Origin of the sequence: Bacillus sp. AFS077874 (assembly GCF_002566505.1) — a bacterium.
Lineage (GTDB): Bacteria > Bacillota > Bacilli > Bacillales > Bacillaceae_G > Gottfriedia.
The window spans coordinates 371338-388588 of record NZ_NUYF01000012.1; the positions used below are offsets into that span (position 1 = coordinate 371338).

Annotated in this window: 17 protein-coding genes; 16 read left to right on the forward strand and 1 reads right to left on the reverse strand. The window is 32.7% G+C overall.

The features are described 5' to 3' along the window. Positions 1–16: 16 nt before the first annotated feature. From COJ46_RS14475 to COJ46_RS14490, 4 genes are all read left to right on the forward strand, one after another. Positions 17–532, forward strand: coding sequence for a YceD family protein (locus COJ46_RS14475; RefSeq protein WP_097975625.1), 516 nt, complete (start codon positions 17–19; stop codon positions 530–532). Positions 533–587: 55 nt separating this feature from the next. Further along, positions 588–761 carry a 50S ribosomal protein L32 gene (gene rpmF / locus COJ46_RS14480; protein ID WP_025672195.1) on the forward strand — a complete coding sequence of 58 codons (174 nt, stop codon included), beginning with the start codon at positions 588–590 and terminating at the stop codon, positions 759–761. Between the two features lie 174 nt (positions 762–935). Next, positions 936–1703: an enoyl-CoA hydratase/isomerase family protein gene (locus COJ46_RS14485; RefSeq protein WP_097975623.1), complete on the forward strand. Its 768-nt coding sequence runs from the start codon at positions 936–938 to the stop codon at positions 1701–1703. A gap of 76 nt (positions 1704–1779) precedes the next feature. After that, the gene (locus COJ46_RS14490) at positions 1780–2361 is read left to right on the forward strand and encodes an RsfA family transcriptional regulator (protein ID WP_097975621.1); all 582 of its coding nucleotides are present in this window, start codon (positions 1780–1782) and stop codon (positions 2359–2361) included. Between the two features lie 30 nt (positions 2362–2391). On the opposite strand, the gene COJ46_RS14495 is transcribed toward COJ46_RS14490, so the two are convergent. Beyond that, positions 2392–2805 carry a GNAT family N-acetyltransferase gene (locus COJ46_RS14495; protein WP_286145510.1) on the reverse strand — a complete coding sequence of 138 codons (414 nt, stop codon included), beginning with the start codon at positions 2803–2805 and terminating at the stop codon, positions 2392–2394. A gap of 147 nt (positions 2806–2952) precedes the next feature. Between COJ46_RS14495 and COJ46_RS14500 the strand changes: the two genes are divergently transcribed. The 12 genes from COJ46_RS14500 to spoVE all read left to right on the forward strand — a co-directional run bounded on the left by COJ46_RS14500 (position 2953) and on the right by spoVE (position 17204). Beyond that, entirely contained in the window at positions 2953–3840 is an 888-nt protein-coding gene (locus COJ46_RS14500) for a 2-dehydropantoate 2-reductase (protein ID WP_097975619.1), read from the forward strand. A 6-nt stretch (positions 3841–3846) separates the two neighbouring features. After that, positions 3847–4239 carry a DUF3397 family protein gene (locus COJ46_RS14505; protein ID WP_056471117.1) on the forward strand — a complete coding sequence of 131 codons (393 nt, stop codon included), beginning with the start codon at positions 3847–3849 and terminating at the stop codon, positions 4237–4239. 26 nt (positions 4240–4265) lie between these two features. Beyond that, on the forward strand, positions 4266–5894 hold the full coding sequence (gene bshC / locus COJ46_RS14510) for a bacillithiol biosynthesis cysteine-adding enzyme BshC (protein ID WP_098566015.1): 1629 nt from the start codon (positions 4266–4268) through the stop codon (positions 5892–5894). Positions 5895–6086: 192 nt separating this feature from the next. Beyond that, the gene (mraZ, locus tag COJ46_RS14515) at positions 6087–6518 is read left to right on the forward strand and encodes a division/cell wall cluster transcriptional repressor MraZ (protein ID WP_025672272.1); all 432 of its coding nucleotides are present in this window, start codon (positions 6087–6089) and stop codon (positions 6516–6518) included. Positions 6519–6549: 31 nt separating this feature from the next. Then, positions 6550–7482 carry a 16S rRNA (cytosine(1402)-N(4))-methyltransferase RsmH gene (rsmH, locus tag COJ46_RS14520; protein ID WP_098566016.1) on the forward strand — a complete coding sequence of 311 codons (933 nt, stop codon included), beginning with the start codon at positions 6550–6552 and terminating at the stop codon, positions 7480–7482. A 12-nt stretch (positions 7483–7494) separates the two neighbouring features. Next, on the forward strand, positions 7495–7860 hold the full coding sequence (gene ftsL, locus COJ46_RS14525) for a cell division protein FtsL (protein WP_097975614.1): 366 nt from the start codon (positions 7495–7497) through the stop codon (positions 7858–7860). A gap of 11 nt (positions 7861–7871) precedes the next feature. Continuing rightward, positions 7872–10064: a penicillin-binding protein gene (locus COJ46_RS14530; protein WP_097975612.1), complete on the forward strand. Its 2193-nt coding sequence runs from the start codon at positions 7872–7874 to the stop codon at positions 10062–10064. Between the two features lie 132 nt (positions 10065–10196). Next, the gene (locus tag COJ46_RS14535) at positions 10197–12149 is read left to right on the forward strand and encodes a stage V sporulation protein D (RefSeq protein WP_098566017.1); all 1953 of its coding nucleotides are present in this window, start codon (positions 10197–10199) and stop codon (positions 12147–12149) included. Between the two features lie 25 nt (positions 12150–12174). Continuing rightward, entirely contained in the window at positions 12175–13641 is a 1467-nt protein-coding gene (locus COJ46_RS14540) for a UDP-N-acetylmuramoyl-L-alanyl-D-glutamate--2,6-diaminopimelate ligase (RefSeq protein ID WP_097975608.1), read from the forward strand. A 100-nt stretch (positions 13642–13741) separates the two neighbouring features. Next, positions 13742–14716 (forward strand): phospho-N-acetylmuramoyl-pentapeptide-transferase, encoded by a 975-nt coding sequence (gene mraY, locus COJ46_RS14545; protein WP_097975606.1) that lies wholly within the window; start codon positions 13742–13744, stop codon positions 14714–14716. Then, positions 14717–16069, forward strand: coding sequence for a UDP-N-acetylmuramoyl-L-alanine--D-glutamate ligase (gene murD / locus COJ46_RS14550; RefSeq protein WP_097975604.1), 1353 nt, complete (start codon positions 14717–14719; stop codon positions 16067–16069). A 34-nt stretch (positions 16070–16103) separates the two neighbouring features. Beyond that, entirely contained in the window at positions 16104–17204 is a 1101-nt protein-coding gene (gene spoVE / locus COJ46_RS14555; RefSeq protein ID WP_141437779.1) for a stage V sporulation protein E, read from the forward strand. Positions 17205–17251: the final 47 nt, after the last annotated feature.

Sequence of the window (17251 nt, forward strand, 5' to 3'; positions counted from 1 at the left end):
TTGAGGTGGTTTATTTATGAAATGGTCAGTGCACCAGTTGCAGAAATTAAGACATAAAGGTTTAAATTTAGATGAGACAATTGATGTAAGTCAAATAAAGGAACGTAATACTGATATTCGAGAGGTTTCTCCAATTCGAGTTACTGGACGAGTTGATTTTGGAACGAACCGATATACGTTTCATTTAACAATAACTGGATATTTAATTTTACCTTGTGTAAGAACATTAGTTGATGTAAAATATCCTTTGTCGATTACCACAACAGAAACATTTTTTACAACATCTGAATGGAAAAGTGAAGATGAGAATTTTCACATCCTAGAGGGTGACGTGTTAGACTTAACCCCAGTGATTGAGGAATGTATCTTAGCCGAGATTCCAATGCAGGTTTTTGCAGAGGATGTTGAGGGGAAAGAAACAGCTCCAACGTCAGGAACAGATTGGGAAGTTAGGGAACATGTCGAAGTAGAGCAAAAAATTGACCCTCGACTTGCTGGTTTAGCAAAATTTTTTGACAAACAAGATAATTGAGAAGTACCGGATAACCGGCTTCATAACAAACACTCACTTTAAGGAGGTGGGATCAATGGCAGTACCTGCAAGAAGAACGTCCAAAACTGTAAAAAGAAAGCGTCGTACGCATTTTAAATTAGCGGTACCTGGAATGGTTGAATGCCCAAACTGTAGTGAATTAACATTAGCACACCGCGTATGTAAATCATGCGGACACTACAAAGGAAAACAAGTACTTAGCAAATAAGCTAGTCTTTGAATGAGCACATAGGAAACTATGTGCTTTTCCTTTTGCCTTTAAACGTAGTTTATCTATGATCGAATCCTCTAAAATCATGCTCCCTCTTACCTCTGCCCATTTCAATTTCTGTATAGTATAATAAAAACTAATAGGAAACTAGGTATAGAGAGAGGGATTCCAATGTCTGAAGTAATTACTTATCAAAGAGATGAAATAGATTATATATTTTTAAATAGGCCTAATTACGGGAATTGCATTGATGAAAATACGGTAGAAAAACTTTCTGAAATTATCCGAGAAATCCGAATGAAATCCCAAAGTAAACTAGTTGTATTAACTGGGGAAGGTATGAAATATTTTTGTACCGGTGGAGATTTAAACACAATTTTAAAGTTTAAAAATAATTTAAATGGATTGGAATCTTTTAATCTAAAAATGTGTGATGTGATTTATCAAATTGCTATGTTACCTCAAATTACAATCTGTTTTATTAATGGTTATGCTTTAGGTGGCGGCTGCGAACTGGCAAGTGCATTCGATTTTAGATACGCGAGTCACAATGCAAAAATAGGATTTATTCAAGGAAGAATGGGAATTCCAACCTCTTGGGGTGGAGGTACCGTGCTTCAAGAAAAAATGAGTCATCAAGATTGGATTACATTACTATCATCCTCAAATATTTACACCGCATTTCAAGCTAAAAAGATCGGCTTTATACATGAACTATCAAAAGATTTAACAAGTTTACATAATGAAAGCTTTATTAGTTTAGCTAGAGGTATTCCAGCACAAATTCATCATCAAAATAAAAAAATACTTATTCGTAAATGGACTGAACAAAATCTTAAGAGAAGAATGGAAGAAGAAGTTATTTCTGCTATGCCACTTTGGTTTTCAGATGAACATATAAAAAATATCGAACAATTTACAAAAAAATTGGAAAAGTAATCTTCTACCTTCATTTTTTTGTGCATATGAATTAGTAAAATCTGCTTATTGCATAAGAAATTGGAGGGGATTGCAAATGGTTGCAAATCGCCAGGATGCATGGACAAAAGATGAAGATAACTACTTAGCTGAAGTAGTTTTAAAAACGATAAATGAAGGGTCAACTCAATTAATGGCATTTAAAGTAGTAGCAAAGAACTTATCAAGGACTGCTGCTGCTTGCGGTTACCGATGGAATTCTTTTGTTAGAAAGTTCTACAAAGAAGAAATTGAAAAAGCAAAAAATAGTAGTAAAAAACAAGCTGTTCCCACAAATGAGGTAGAACCAACGCACGATTCGGAAATAATTATGAATGAGATTCACGAAGAAGCTACAACAGAAAAAGGCCATTCCGAAATAACCTTTGAGTCAGTATATAAATTCCTTGAATATTTGAGATTAAAAGTTGATGCTAGTGGACGAATTAAAGATATACAATCTTTAGAAAAAAAGCTATTAAAATATAAACAAGAAAATGAACAATTGAAAATTGAAAAACAACAACTAGTTGAAAAACTAAATGAGCTCCAAAGTGAATATGAACATTTATTTGATTTTTTAGATCAAAAACGAAAAATAGTAAATGTTAGTTCTAAAAATGACACGAAGGTAAAATAAAGACAAAAAACTCANNTGAGTTTTTTGTCTTTATTTATTTTCTGGTTTCCAAATGACAAATTCAGAATCTGCCTCAATGAAACCTTGTTTATTCCAAAATTCATTTGAATTTGCTCTTGGTAGCGTTTTAATTGTTTTCTTAAAGGATTTAGCGAAGTTTACTAATTCTTTTCCGTACCCATTCTTTTGATAATAAGGTAGAACTTCCATTTTATTAATTTCAATTATTTCTTCATTATTTTCACTATGTGTATATAAACTCATTCGGGCAATAAGTGCCTTACCTAAGTATATACCATAGAAAGGAGATTGAAACTCGTTATCAATTAAATTTGATTCAAGATCTTCAAGCATTGATAGCTCTTGTAAACCGTAACCGGAAAATTGCTGAAATTGTTCAAGTGTTTTAAAATTTATTTGTAAACGTTCTATCTTGATGTTCAAAAAAGCTCCCCCTTAAAAAGAATGTAAATTTTTAATATTTTAAATATAATTATATCGTACAATTAAATTTAAAAAAAGATAGATTCGGTGTAAATTTATTATCACAAAGATAATAGTGGAAAAATAATTTTTCGATTGGAGAAATCAATGAAAATAGGCATAATTGGTGGTGGTGCCGTCGGTCTTCTTACAGCATCGTATTTGTATCAAAATAAACATAATGTTACATTGTTTACGAGAACAGAAGAACAGGCAAATCTTATAAATAACTTAGGTGTTATACTTTCAGTAGATGAAAAAACGAAACAAATGTGTATAACAGCAAAAAAATTATTACCTAAAATAAACACGTTCGATCTATTAATTGTTTGTGTTAAGCAATATCATTTAAATCAAATTGTTAACACGTTAAATCAATATGAGGGTGAGAATATATTATTTCTTCAAAATGGAATGTCTCATATTGATATCGTTAAAAATTTACCCATTCCAAATTGCTTTATAGGTATCGTTGAACACGGTGCATTAAAAACTTCTGCGAATGAAATCACACATACTGGTAAAGGTATAATTCGAATTGGACAAATAAAAGGGAAAATAGATGCATTAAATCGCTTATCAAGTTTACATACAGCTGAGTTTCCAATCAAAAGCCAAGATGATTGGGAGTATATACTTAAACAAAAGTGTTTAATAAATTGTGTTATTAATCCTTTAACGTCTATATTGAACGTTCGCAATGGTGAATTAATCACTAATGAGTATTTTAAACCAATTTGTAAATTATTATTTAAAGAGGTTGCAACGATCCTAGATTTAAATAACCAAAAAGAGTGGGATAAATTAGTAGAAATATGCGAGAAAACGAAAGAAAACTACTCATCAATGAATCGAGATTTATTTCACGGTAGACAAACAGAAATTGAAAGTATGCTAGGATTTGTTAAAAAATTGGCAATTAATAAAAAAATAAATGTACCGACAATTGAACTTGTGTACAATAGTATAAAAGGACTTGAGAAGAAAAAGGGGTAATTCTTTTTGGAAAAATTTTTCATTTTCTTTATTTCACTATTAATTGAATTTCCGATTTTTTCAACAATATTTATCTATATGTTTTTGAAATTATTTTTTAAAAATAACAAGCGTAAACTTTTGCTTTTTACGCTAGATTTATCTACAATTCTATATATTAGTTCATTTTATTTTGTATTAAATATGATTTTTCCAACTGCAACAGGTTGGATATTAATTAATTTATTATTGGTTATCTTATTTATTAGTATTATTCTTCAATGGAAAGCAAAAAGAGATATTCGGTTTACTAAGCTACTAAAAGGTTTTTGGAGAATGTCATGTATTCTGTTTATTATTCTTCACTGTATAACCGTGTTGGCTGGTTTAGTTTTAAAAATAACTGAGTATAATGCTTAACTGAAGAGCGAGAGAGGAAGTTCGTAATGCAAATTAGTAAAGTCCATTTAGACGGGCAAAATAAATTGCTGAATGATTTTGTAAATGGAAATGAAGTAATTTCTTCTTTCTTTGGTGAAAATCCATTAGTAAAGGAAGAAATGGAATATAGAATTAAAAATGTAATGGAGCGTTCTTATAATCGCACAGGATTAGTTAATGCACTAGAGAAGTTTCATCATAAGCATCATGCAAGTAATGAATCATTAGAAAATGTGAAAAAATTACTTAATAAAGATTCATTTGTGGTAATTGGTGGACAACAAGCTGGCTTATTAACTGGCCCATTGTATTCTATACATAAAATTATTTCAATTATTCAATTGGCTAAGAAATATGAAAAGGATCATGGTCTAACAGTCGTACCAGTATTTTGGATTGCTGGTGAAGACCATGATATAGATGAAATTAACCATATTCATACAATTGAGAACAAAACAGTAAAAAAACAAACCTTTTATCAAAAAACGACTTATTCCCATGCTGCTTCTAGAACAGAATTAGATCAACAGGAAATGAAAAAGTGGATTGATAAAATCGTTAAAACTTTTGATGAAACGAATTATTCGAAAGATTTACTTGAAGAACTATATTCGATGATTGAGCAATCTACTACTTACGTAGATTTTTTTGCGAAAATTATTTTTAAATTGTTCAAAAAAGAGGGACTTGTCTTAATTGATGCTGACGATCCGAATGTCCGTGAGTTGGAATCATCTTTATTTAATGAAATGATTCAAAAGCAAGAGAACGTAAGAGGGGTTTTAAAGGATACGAAAAGCAGATTAATAAAATCTGGGTACCACGAAACACTTCAAATTTCTGAACAGAGCATTCATCTTTTTTACCATAGTACTGAAGGTAGACAGTTACTTGAAGTGTCTGAAAATGAAGATGTTTTTCAAACAAAAAATAAGAATTATCAATTCTCTAAACTTGAGTTGATCAAAATCGCAAATGAACAGCCAGCCTTATTAAGTAATAATGTGGTTACTAGACCGGTCATGCAGGAGTATTTATTTCCTACATTAGCATTTGTCGGTGGCCCTGGTGAGATTGCTTATTGGGCTGAGTTAAAGGACATTTTTAATCTATTTAACCTTCAAATGCCACCTGTGTTTTTAAGACATATGTTTACTATTTTTGAAAGAAATATCGTATCTGCTTTAGAAGATTTTTCATTAGATATTAATGATGTGCTGAAAACATCATTAGAAGAGAAGAAAGTCGAATGGATTAAAGATCAAGTGAAGCTAGACTATAAAGAAGTGTTTAGTCATGCTAAAAAGTCTTTAGAAGAATTGCATAAACCTCTTCAAGATGTAACGAATAAAGTAACACCTAACTTAAAGGATTTTTCTATAAAGAATTATGTAAAAATAGAAGAACAAATTTTACTTTTAGAACGAAAAATAGAAGAAACAATTTTAAAGCAAAATGAAGAACAAATTGAAAAGTGGAATCGAATCATCTGTTCAATTTCTCCTAATGGGAAACCACAGGAGCGAACACTAAACATTCTCTACTATATTAATAAATATGGTTTTGATTTTGTTCATGAGCTTTGTGATTTAGAATTATCTTGGGATTACGCTCATCAAATTGTAAAAATTTAAGCATCAAAAATATTGCCTTTATTACTATGAATTAAGTTGAAATAATTCTTTGAAATAAGCTGAATTTTATAATAAAAATGAAATCCTGCTGCACTTTTAGCAGGATTTTTTGATTTTTTAAAGAATTTTTTAGAAAAGGTGGTAAGAAGTGGGGGAATGTGGTAAGTTTGTGTTAGAAAGTGGGGGAATAGGATGTTTATCGGTGAATATCAACATAATATCGATGTAAAAGGACGTCTTATTATACCTTCAAAATTTCGAGACAAGCTTGGTGAAAACTTCATTGTTACAAGAGGTTTGGATCAATGCTTATTTGGCTATTCATTGGCCGAATGGAGTGTAATTGAAGATAAACTGCGCACACTACCATTAACAAAAAAAGATGCGAGAGCATTTACTCGTTTTTTCTTCTCAGGAGCTATGGAATGTGAGATGGATAAGATGGGGAGAATTAATATAACACCTAACTTACGCAGTTATGCAAAATTAGAAAAAGAGTGTGTAGTAGTTGGTGTTACAAATCGTATTGAGATTTGGGATTTATCAACTTGGAATACATATATGAATGAATCAGAAGAGTCATTTGGTGAGTTGGCAGAAAACTTAATCGGATTTGACTTGTAAAAATTAACAAATTGAAAGTAGTGAAAGCATCATGTTTGAACATATTACGGTTTTATTAAAAGAAACTGTGGATTCTTTAGATATAAATGAAGATGGCATTTATGTAGATTGTACACTTGGCGGTGGAGGTCATAGTGAATACTTACTATCTCAACTTTCATCAAAGGGTAGATTAATCGCTTTTGACCAAGATGAAACAGCAATTAGACATGCAAAAGAGCGATTGAATAAATATGAAAACCAATTAACAATTGTAAAAAGTAATTTTAAACATATAAAAGAAGAACTTCATAATTTAGGCATTTATGAAGTTGATGGAATCTTATTTGACTTAGGTGTTTCTTCGCCACAACTAGACGTTGCTGAACGTGGATTTAGTTTTCATCAAGACGCACCACTTGATATGCGTATGAATCAAGAGCAAACATTATCAGCATATGAAGTTGTAAATGACTGGCCATATGAGCAGCTTGTGAAAATATTTTTCCGATATGGAGAAGAGAAATTCTCTAAACAAGTTGCAAGAAGAATTGAAGAATTAAGAGCTAAGAAACCGATTGATACAACTTTTGAGTTAGTCGAAATCATTAAAGATGCAATTCCTGCACCTGCAAGAAGAACTGGTGGACATCCTGCTAAAAGAATTTTTCAAGCAATTCGTATAGCTGTAAATGATGAACTAGGAGTATTTGAAGAAGCGCTAAAGGATGCAATTACCCTAATAAAACCTAAAGGTAGAATAAGTGTCATAACATTCCATTCATTAGAGGATCGCATTTGTAAAACGATTTTTAAAGAAGCTAGTTCACTTCCGCTGTTACCACCAGGTTTACCAATTATTCCAGATGAGTTTAAGCCGAAGTTGAAATTAGTGACAAGAAAGCCACTTTTACCAACAGATGAAGAAGTCGAATTTAATAAGAGAGCAAGATCTGCAAAGTTAAGGGTTGCAGAAAAATTATAAGGAGGGAAAATAATGAGTAATTTGGCTAGAAAGCTACAACAAAAACAAGTTACTGATTTACAACAAAGACCTTCTAACAAGAAAAAACAAAAGAAAGTATCAAAAATTACACCTTTTGAGAAAATACTTTATTTAGTATTTATTTTTGCATGCTTCTTTATGGGGACAAAAATCATTAAAACTCAAGCGGCAATATATGATACAAATTTAAAAATACAAAATGTGAAAAATGAAATAGCGGATGGAAAACAGCGTAATTCTGAGCTTAAAATGAAGATTGACGAATTAAGCACATATGAGCGCATATGGCAAAAAGCAAAAGAGTTAGGTTTAAATATTGATAGTAACAATGTAAAGTTTACCGACACTAGCAAGTAGGAGATTGTGATATGAGTAAGAAAAAGAATAAATACACAAATTATGGTATTCGTTGGTTTTTTCTAGGTACTTTACTCCTTTTTATATCACTTGTAGCTAGACTTGGCTATATACAATTATCAGACACAGTTGAAGGTAAAAATTTAAAAGTTTATGCGGATGAAAATTACAATACCTCTCAAAAAATTCCAGCAAAAAGAGGAACAATCTATGATTCACACGGAGTTCCACTTGCGGAAGAGGTTACAGCATATACCGTGTCGGCAGTTCTAGATCCAAGAGCCTCCAAAAACTCAAAAGTGAAAAGGCATGTAGTAGACAAAGAAAAAACAGCTAGAGAATTATCATCAATTTTAGATATCGATGAATCGGAACTTTTAGCGAAATTAGGTAAACCGAAATATCAAGTTGAATTAGGACCAGGTGGAAGAAATATTTCTCAAAGCACAAAAGAACAAATTGAGAAATTAAAGCTACCTGGTATTGTTTTTACTCCATCACAGCAGCGATATTATCCAAATGGTGTATTTGCTTCTCATACGTTAGGGTATACGAATGTAGATGATAATGGTGACCTAATAGGAGAAATGGGATTAGAAAAAGCATTGAATAATGATTTAACCGAAAAGGATGGAAAAAGAAGCTTTTTACGTGATCGAAAAGGAAATATACTTCCATATGAAAATGAGAAGGTTACTCCTCCACATAATGGTGATGATGTGTATTTAACAATAGATACAAAGATTCAAAGTTTACTAGAAGACGCAATGACCAGCGTTGAAAAAAAATATGAGCCAGAAAAGATTATGGCAATCGTTTCTGATCCAAAAACCGGTAAAATTGTTGCAATGAGTAATCGTCCTAGCTTCAATCCGAATATTCATGACATTACAAACTACACGAATGACCCGATTTCATATGCAATTGAAGCAGGTTCTACGATGAAAATATTCACTTTAGGGGCTGCGATGAATGAAGGCGTTTATAATGGGAATGAATATTTCCAATCAGGTCGATATAAAGTACCAGGTGGAGGCACTGTCCATGACGTAAATCGTAACGGGTGGGGTTCAATTACTTTTGACGAAGGGATTCAAAGGTCTTCAAACGTAGGTATTTCGATTCTTCTTAATGAAAAATTAGGTGCAGATCGCTTTTTACAATACTATAAAAACTTTGGATTTACTCAAAAAACTAATATTAATCTTCCAGGTGAATCAAGTGGTAAATTAGTATTTAATTATCCACTTGAAAAAACAACAACTGCTTTTGGACAAGGATCCACAGTAACTGGAATTCAAATTATCCAAGCTGCAAGTGCTATTGCTAACAATGGGAAAATGATGAAACCGTATATTGTAGATAAAATTGTCGATCATGATACGAATAAAGTCATTAAAGACTATAAATCTCAGGTTGTGGGTAATCCAATTTCAGAAGAAACAGCAAAAAGAGAGAGAGCGTTATTAGAAACGGTTATTACTGCGCCACATGGTACTGGGCATAACTATGCGATTGAAGGTTATACTGTCGCAGGTAAAACTGGTACTGCCCAAGTTGTTGACGATCACGGGAAATATCTTAAAGGACGTGGTCAAAACTTATTTTCATTTATCGGTATGGCACCAGCTGATAATCCAAAATTAGTCGTTTATGTAGCGATGCTTCGTCCAAAGCTTGAAGCGACTGAAATCGGTTCAGATGGTGTTTCTGAAATATTTAGAACAGTGACTAAAGGCGCATTAGAGTATATGAAGGTTGAGCCTGTTGAAAATGCTAAAGTAGACAAATTAATCGATAAAGAAAGTATAGAAATTCCGAATTTGAAGGGTCTAACTTTAGATGAAGCAAAATCTTTAGCTATATCTGAGGGATTAAAACCTGTATTATTAGGAAATGGGTTAGAAGTTACTGGTCAATCAATTAAGTCAAAAACTCAAGTTGTCAGAGGTACAAAAATTTATCTTAAGACAAATGGAACAAATACAATGCCATCGATTATTGGTTGGTCAAAATCGGATGTTAACCGTTTAGGTAAATTATTTAAGCTAAAAATCTCATCAAAAGGATCTGGATTTGTTACAAGCCAGAGTATTAAAGAAGATTCAGAGCTACGGGATCATGACTATTTAACGATTGAATTAAATAAACCTAATGGAACGACCAATGAAGAAAAAGATGTAAAAGTAGATGTACAAGAGTAAAATGACTGAAATAAGTTTAATTAAATAAAAATGACAATAGACCATTCTAGGACAATAACAAGCTAGAAGGTCTATTGTATTTGGTACAAGCATATATTGAAACGAACATAATGTAGAGGAGTGTTCGTTTCGATGCGAGTATCTAATGTAACAGTTCGAAAACGATTATTTTTTGTATTCATTGGCGGTTTATTAATTTTTTCTATTATTGCAACGAGGCTTGGTTATGTACAATTTGCTATGGGTGATCTTTTAACTGAGCGAGCGAAAAATTCGTGGAGTCGAGACATTCCATTTGAACCAAAGCGTGGTGAAATTTTAGATCGTAATGGTGTTGCTCTTGCTACTAATAAAAGTGCTCCATCTGTATTAGTCGTTCCTAGGCAAATTAAAGATCCTAAGGTAGCGACTGAAAAACTTGCCCCAATTTTAAAAATCTCCGAAGTAAAACTTTATAAAATTTTAACGAAAAGATCTAGTATGGAACACATTCGAACAGAAGGTATAAAAATTACAAATGAGAAAGCTAAACAAATCCGAGATCTTAACATAGCTGGTGTATACATAGCAGAGGATTCTAAAAGGTATTATCCATTTGGTAACTATCTTTCTCATGTTTTAGGTTTTGCTGGAATAGATAATCAGGGCTTAAACGGATTAGAACTTTATTATGATAAGCAATTAAGTGGTGAAAAAGGTAGTGTACAATTTTATTCTGACGCTAAAGGTCAAAGAATGCCTAATATTGCAGACGACTATATTCCACCAATTAATGGTTTAAACTTAAAATTAACTGTCGATTCGCGAATACAAACAATTCTTGAACGAGAAATGAATAATGCTACTGCACAATATAATCCTGATTCAATGATTGGAATTGCGATGAATCCAAATACGGGAGAAATACTTGCAATGAGCAGTCGTCCAAGCTTCAATCCTACTAATTTTAAAAATGTTTCGCCTGAAGTATATAATCGAAATTTACCTGTTTGGTCAAATTATGAGCCAGGTTCAACGTTTAAGATTATTACACTAGCAGCCGCATTAAATGAGGGATTGGTAGATTTGAATAAAGAGCATTTTTATGATGATGGGGCTGCTGAAGTAGCTGGAGCTCGTTTGCGTTGTCATAAAAGAGGTGGACATGGCTCTCAGACTTTCTTAGAGGTAGTTCAAAATTCTTGTAACCCAGGATTTGTAGAATTAGGTAATCGACTAGGAGAAGATCGTTTATTTAACTATATTCGTAACTTTGGTTTCGGCAAAAAAACAGGAATTGATCTACAAGGTGAAGGATCAGGGATTTTATTCAGCATGGATAGAGTCGGTCCAGTTGAAGCAGCAACAACTGCTTTTGGTCAAGGAGTATCAGTTACACCAATTCAGCAAGTTGCAGCAGTATCAGCTGCTATTAATGGAGGAATTCTTTACCAACCTTATATAGCGAAAGAGTTTGTAGATCCGGTTACAAACGAAGTAGTAAGTCGAAAAACACCAATTGCAAAAAGACGAGTTATTTCTCCAGATACATCTAAAAAGGTACGATTAGCTCTAGAAAGTGTTGTTGCACAAGGTACTGGTAAAGGTGCATTTGTGGAAGGATATCGTGTTGGTGGTAAAACTGGTACAGCGCAAAAAGTAAAAGATGGACGATACGATGATAGTAGCTTTATCGTTTCGTTTGTAGGCTTTGCACCGGCTGACGATCCTCAAATAGTGGTTTATATTGCAGTTGATAATCCAAAAGGCACTGTACAATTTGGGGGAGTTGTAGCTGCTCCAATAGTAGGGAATATTATTCGAGATAGTATGCAAGTTTTAGGCGTACCACCTAGAAAAAATCAAATCCCAAAAAAATTCGTATACGGTGATACACCAACATATGAAGTGCCAAATTTAATTGGTTTGGAGAAAAAAGATTTGCAACCTTTGCTAGATACTTTTACTATTGAATATAGTGGCAGTGGAAATATTGTCGTTGACCAAGCACCAAAAGCAGGTGTTAAACTAAAAGAAGGTTCTAAAATAAGAATTTATTTAGGAACGAAAGAAGAAACTAAATCTAAAACTAAAGATAAAAAATGATTTAGTGAATACGAAAGGAATTACTATGAAACTTCATACTTTACTATCAAGATTAAAGCCTTTAGTGAATCTTCCATCTGAAAATCCGGAAATCACTGGGGTTGAAATGGATTCAAGAAATGTAAAACCAGGTTATTTATTCATCTGTATTGAAGGATATACAGTTGATGGCCACAAGTACGTAAATCAAGCAATTGAAAACGGGGCAGTTGCGATCCTTGCACAAAAACCAATTGAATCGAATGTACCAGTAGCTTATGTGAAAGACACAAATCGTTCGATGGCTGTTGTTGGTAATGCCTTTTATGAAAACCCAACACAAAAACTAAATCTAGTTGGGATTACTGGTACGAATGGTAAGACCACTACTTCATATATTGTTGAAGAGATTGTTAAACACAATAAGAAAAAAACAGGTGTCATTGGCACAATTGGTATGAAAATAGGAGAAGAGATTTTTGAAACAAAAAATACAACTCCTGATAGTTTAACTTTACAATCAATGTTTGCAAAAATGGTTGACGCAAATGTGGATATGGCAGTTATGGAAGTATCTTCACATGCATTACATTTAGGGCGTGTTCATGGCTGTGAATATGACATTGCTGTTTTTACAAATCTATCACAAGATCACTTAGATTATCATGGGACGATGGAAGAATATAAAAAAGCTAAAGGTTTATTATTCTCTCAATTAGGTAATAGCTTCTCAACGCAAAAACCTAAATTTGCGATCCTAAATAATGATGATTCTGCTTCTGAAGAATATATGAAGTTTACACAAGCAAATCTAATAACTTATGGTTTAAGTAAAGAAGCTGACTTGTTTGCTGATGAAATTGAATTAACGAATGCTGGTACTAGATTCACATTACATTTTTTAAATAAACAATATGTTGTAGAAATGAATCTTATTGGAACATTTAATGTATATAATGTGTTAGCGGCAATTGGTGCAGGAATTGCATTAAATATAGAAATGGAGACAATCTTAGACGCGGTCGCGACGATTGAAGGAGTGCCAGGACGTTTCCAAGCCGTTAATGCTGGGCAAGATTTTACAGTTATCGTAGACTATGCGCATACACCAGATAGTTTAGAAAATGTATTAAATACTGTTAAGCAATTTGCAAAAAATGATATTTTTACTGTTGTTGGTTGTGGTGGAGATCGTGACCGTACAAAACGACCACTAATGGGTAAGATTGCAGCGGATCTTTCAACAAAAGCGATTTTTACATCTGATAACCCAAGAACAGAAGACCCATCTTTAATTTTAGAAGACATGAAACGCGGATTAGAGCATAATAATATTACGGTAATAGAAGATCGTAAAAAAGCTATAACATTTGCGATTCAAAATGCAAAAAAACATGATATTATTGTTATTGCAGGTAAAGGTCATGAGACATATCAGATTGTAGGAACGAATGTTTCACATTTTGATGATGTTGAAGAAGCTAAAGAAGCTATTTTGCAAAGAAGAGGATAGTATCCTCTTCTTTGTAATGTGAAAAATTGATTTCATAATTCTTTATAAAAGAATTAAACTATTAACAACAAAGAAGAGAACTTAGAAAGGAGGGCGTATAATGCTAGAACCGTCAATTTTAGTTGCTATGATTACAGCATTTATCATTGCAGTCATTTTATCGCCTATTTTTATACCGTACTTAAGAAAGCTTAAATTTGGACAGAGTATTCGAGACGAAGGTCCACAATCTCATAAAAAGAAATCAGGAACCCCAACTATGGGTGGGATTATCATATTAATTGCTTTAAGTTTATCTGCACTTTTAATTTCTATGTATTTTGATGTTTTATCAACACGTACATATGTATTATTATTTGTCACAATTTGTTTTGGAGTAATTGGATTTTTAGATGACTATATTAAGGTTGTTAAAAAAAGAAACCTAGGACTAACATCTAAACAAAAATTCATTTGCCAAGTTATTGTGTCAATCATTGTCTTTTTTGCAATCCGTGCTATGGGAATCTCTACATCTATTTCGATACCAGGGACACATTATTCATTTGATTTAGGCTTTATCTATGTATTATTAATTATCTTTATGCTAGTTGGTACTTCAAACGCTGTAAATTTAACAGATGGATTAGATGGACTTGTGTCAGGTACAGCAGCAATCGCATTTGGTGCATATGCTGTACTTGCTTATAACCAACACCAGCTTGATGTGGCAATATTTTCAATAGCAGTTGTAGGAGCTGTATTAGGTTTCTTAGTATTTAATGCACACCCTGCAAAGGTCTTTATGGGAGATACGGGCTCATTAGCATTAGGTGGGGCACTTGCTGCAATTGCAATCGTTACACACTTAGAAATTTTACTTGTTATTATTGGTGGTATTTTTGTTATTGAAACGCTATCAGTAATGATTCAAGTTGCCTCTTTTAAAGCAACTGGTAAAAGGGTATTTAAAATGAGCCCTCTGCACCATCATTATGAATTATCTGGATGGTCAGAATGGCGTGTAGTAGTAACATTTTGGTTTGTAGGATTACTTTTTGCATTATTAGGAATTTATATTGAGGTGTGGATGTAATTGAATAACATATCGAATTTTCAAAATAAAAATGTATTAGTATTAGGAATGGCAAAGAGCGGTTATGCAGCTAGTAGATTATTAAAAAAATTAGGTGCGACTGTAACTGTTAATGATCGAACTTCTTTTGAACAAAATGAAATCGCACAAAAGCTAAAAAGTGAAGGTTTTAACGTAGTTTGTGGTGAGCATCCACTTTCATTAGTAGATGATCAACCATTTTGTATCGTCAAAAATCCAGGAATTCCATATACGAATCCATTATTAATAGAAGCTGTAAAGCGTAATATTCCGATTTATACGGAAATAGAGCTTGCATATTTAATAAGTGAAGCACCATTTATCGGTATTACAGGCTCTAATGGGAAAACGACAACGACAACTTTAGCATTAAATATGTTACAAGAAGGCAATAAAAAACCACTTGTTGCAGGAAACATTGGTACTGTTGCATGTGAAGTTGCTGAAAATGCAAATGAAGATAATATTATTGTAACTGAACTTTCTTCATTTCAATTGATGGGAATCGAAAGTTTCCGACCAAAAATTTCATTAATCACAAATATTTTCGAAGCTCATCTAGACTATCATGGTACAAAAGATGAGTATATTAAGGCAAAAGCCAATATATTTAAAAATCAAACAGAAAATGATTTTGCTGTCGTTAATTTTGATGATGAGAATGTAATGGCAATGGCTTCTCAAATTAGAGCGAAAATTATTCCATTCTCTTCAACTAAAATTATGCAAGATGGTGCATATGTTCAAAATGGCTTTATTTATTTTAAAGAGAAAAAAGTGATTGAAGTTGAAAAAATTGTCTTACCAGGTAAACATAATTTAGAAAATATCTTAGCAGCAGTAGCAATTTCTAAACTTTTAGATGTTGAAAATGATGCAATTGAAAAGGTATTAACAACTTTCACTGGTGTTGAGCACCGACTTCAGTTTGTTACAGAAATAAATAAGAGAAAGTTTTATAATGATTCAAAGGCTACTAATATTTTAGCAACACAAAAAGCAATCTCTTCTTTTCAAAAACCAGTCATTTTAATAGCTGGTGGATTAGATCGAGGAAATGGGTTTGACGATTTAATTCCTTATTTTAAAAATGTAAAAAAAATGGTCACTTATGGTCAAACAGCAGAAAAATTAATTGAATCAGCAGAAAAAGCAGGAATGAAAGCAGTAAAATCGGTAGATAATGTTGAAGATGCTGTAAATGAAGCATTCGCTCATTCAGAAGTTGGAGATATTATTTTATTGTCACCTGCTTGTGCAAGCTGGGATCAATTTAAGACTTTTGAAGAACGTGGTAATAAATTTATACAAGCAGTGCATAAGTTAATGTAAGGCTTGTTTAATTCAAAAGTTGAGGTGTATTTAAGTGCCAACAAAGAAAAATAGTCCTGACATGATTCTTGTTCTCGTTACGCTATCATTATTAACAGTAGGTATGATTATGGTTTACAGTGCTAGTGCAATATGGGCATCATATAAGTTTCATGATTCGTTCTTTTTTGCTAAACGGCAATTATTATTTGCTGGGGTTGGAGTAGTTGGAATGTTTGTTGTTTCAAATATTGACTACTGGCTTTTCAAAACACATGCAAAAAAAATATTAATCGCTTGTTTTATCTTGTTGGTACTTGTACTTGTACCAGGAGTTGGTCTAGTACGAGGTGGTGCACGAAGTTGGATTGGAATCGGTGCATTCTCGATCCAGCCCTCTGAGTTTATGAAACTTGGAATGATGGTATTTCTATCAAAATACTTAGCAGATAACCAGAAAAATATTACGTCTTTTAAAAAGGGTCTTGTACCAACATTAGGTCTTGTGTTTTTAGCATTTGGATTAATTATGCTTCAACCAGATTTAGGAACAGGTACAGTAATGGTAGGTACTTGTGTAATTATCATATTCGTAGCAGGAGCAAGAATTTCTCATTTTATGGGATTGGGTATTGTTGGGGTTGCAGGATTTGTTGGCCTAATAGCTTCTGCTCCATATCGAATAAAAAGGATTACATCATTTCTAGATCCATGGTCTGATCCATTAGGAACTGGATTCCAAATTATTCAATCACTATATGCAATTGGTCCTGGTGGATTATTTGGTTTAGGATTGGGACAAAGTAGACAAAAGTTTATGTATTTGCCTGAACCACAAACTGATTTCATCTTTGCGATTCTATCAGAAGAATTAGGATTTATTGGCGGAACTTTTGTCATCTTATTATTCTCTTTATTACTTTGGAGAGGGATCCGAATTGCTTTAAGTGCGCCAGATTTATTCGGTACTTTTTTAGCAGTAGGAATTGTCTCAATGATTGCAATACAAGTAATGATTAATATTGGCGTTGTAATAGGCTTAATGCCTGTTACAGGGATTACATTACCATTTTTAAGCTATGGTGGTTCATCTCTAACATTAATGCTATTAGCCGTAGGTGTATTATTAAATATTAGTAGACATGCGCGTACATAAAAGGACCGACTCAAATTGAAACAAGTACAAGTGGTACTTGAATATTT

Excerpts from the sequence above, each read along its gene's own strand:
- COJ46_RS14475 (WP_097975625.1), top strand. The coding sequence starts at position 17 with ATGAAATGGTCAGTGCACCAGTTGCAGAAATTAAGACATAAAGGTTTA.
- rpmF (WP_025672195.1), top strand. The coding sequence starts at position 588 with ATGGCAGTACCTGCAAGAAGAACGTCCAAAACTGTAAAAAGAAAGCGT.
- COJ46_RS14485 (WP_097975623.1), top strand. The coding sequence starts at position 936 with ATGTCTGAAGTAATTACTTATCAAAGAGATGAAATAGATTATATATTT.
- COJ46_RS14490 (WP_097975621.1), top strand. The coding sequence starts at position 1,780 with ATGGTTGCAAATCGCCAGGATGCATGGACAAAAGATGAAGATAACTAC.
- COJ46_RS14500 (WP_097975619.1), top strand. The coding sequence starts at position 2,953 with ATGAAAATAGGCATAATTGGTGGTGGTGCCGTCGGTCTTCTTACAGCA.
- bshC (WP_098566015.1), top strand. The coding sequence starts at position 4,266 with ATGCAAATTAGTAAAGTCCATTTAGACGGGCAAAATAAATTGCTGAAT.
- mraZ (WP_025672272.1), top strand. The coding sequence starts at position 6,087 with ATGTTTATCGGTGAATATCAACATAATATCGATGTAAAAGGACGTCTT.
- rsmH (WP_098566016.1), top strand. The coding sequence starts at position 6,550 with ATGTTTGAACATATTACGGTTTTATTAAAAGAAACTGTGGATTCTTTA.
- ftsL (WP_097975614.1), top strand. The coding sequence starts at position 7,495 with ATGAGTAATTTGGCTAGAAAGCTACAACAAAAACAAGTTACTGATTTA.
- COJ46_RS14530 (WP_097975612.1), top strand. The coding sequence starts at position 7,872 with ATGAGTAAGAAAAAGAATAAATACACAAATTATGGTATTCGTTGGTTT.
- COJ46_RS14535 (WP_098566017.1), top strand. The coding sequence starts at position 10,197 with ATGCGAGTATCTAATGTAACAGTTCGAAAACGATTATTTTTTGTATTC.
- COJ46_RS14540 (WP_097975608.1), top strand. The coding sequence starts at position 12,175 with ATGAAACTTCATACTTTACTATCAAGATTAAAGCCTTTAGTGAATCTT.
- mraY (WP_097975606.1), top strand. The coding sequence starts at position 13,742 with ATGCTAGAACCGTCAATTTTAGTTGCTATGATTACAGCATTTATCATT.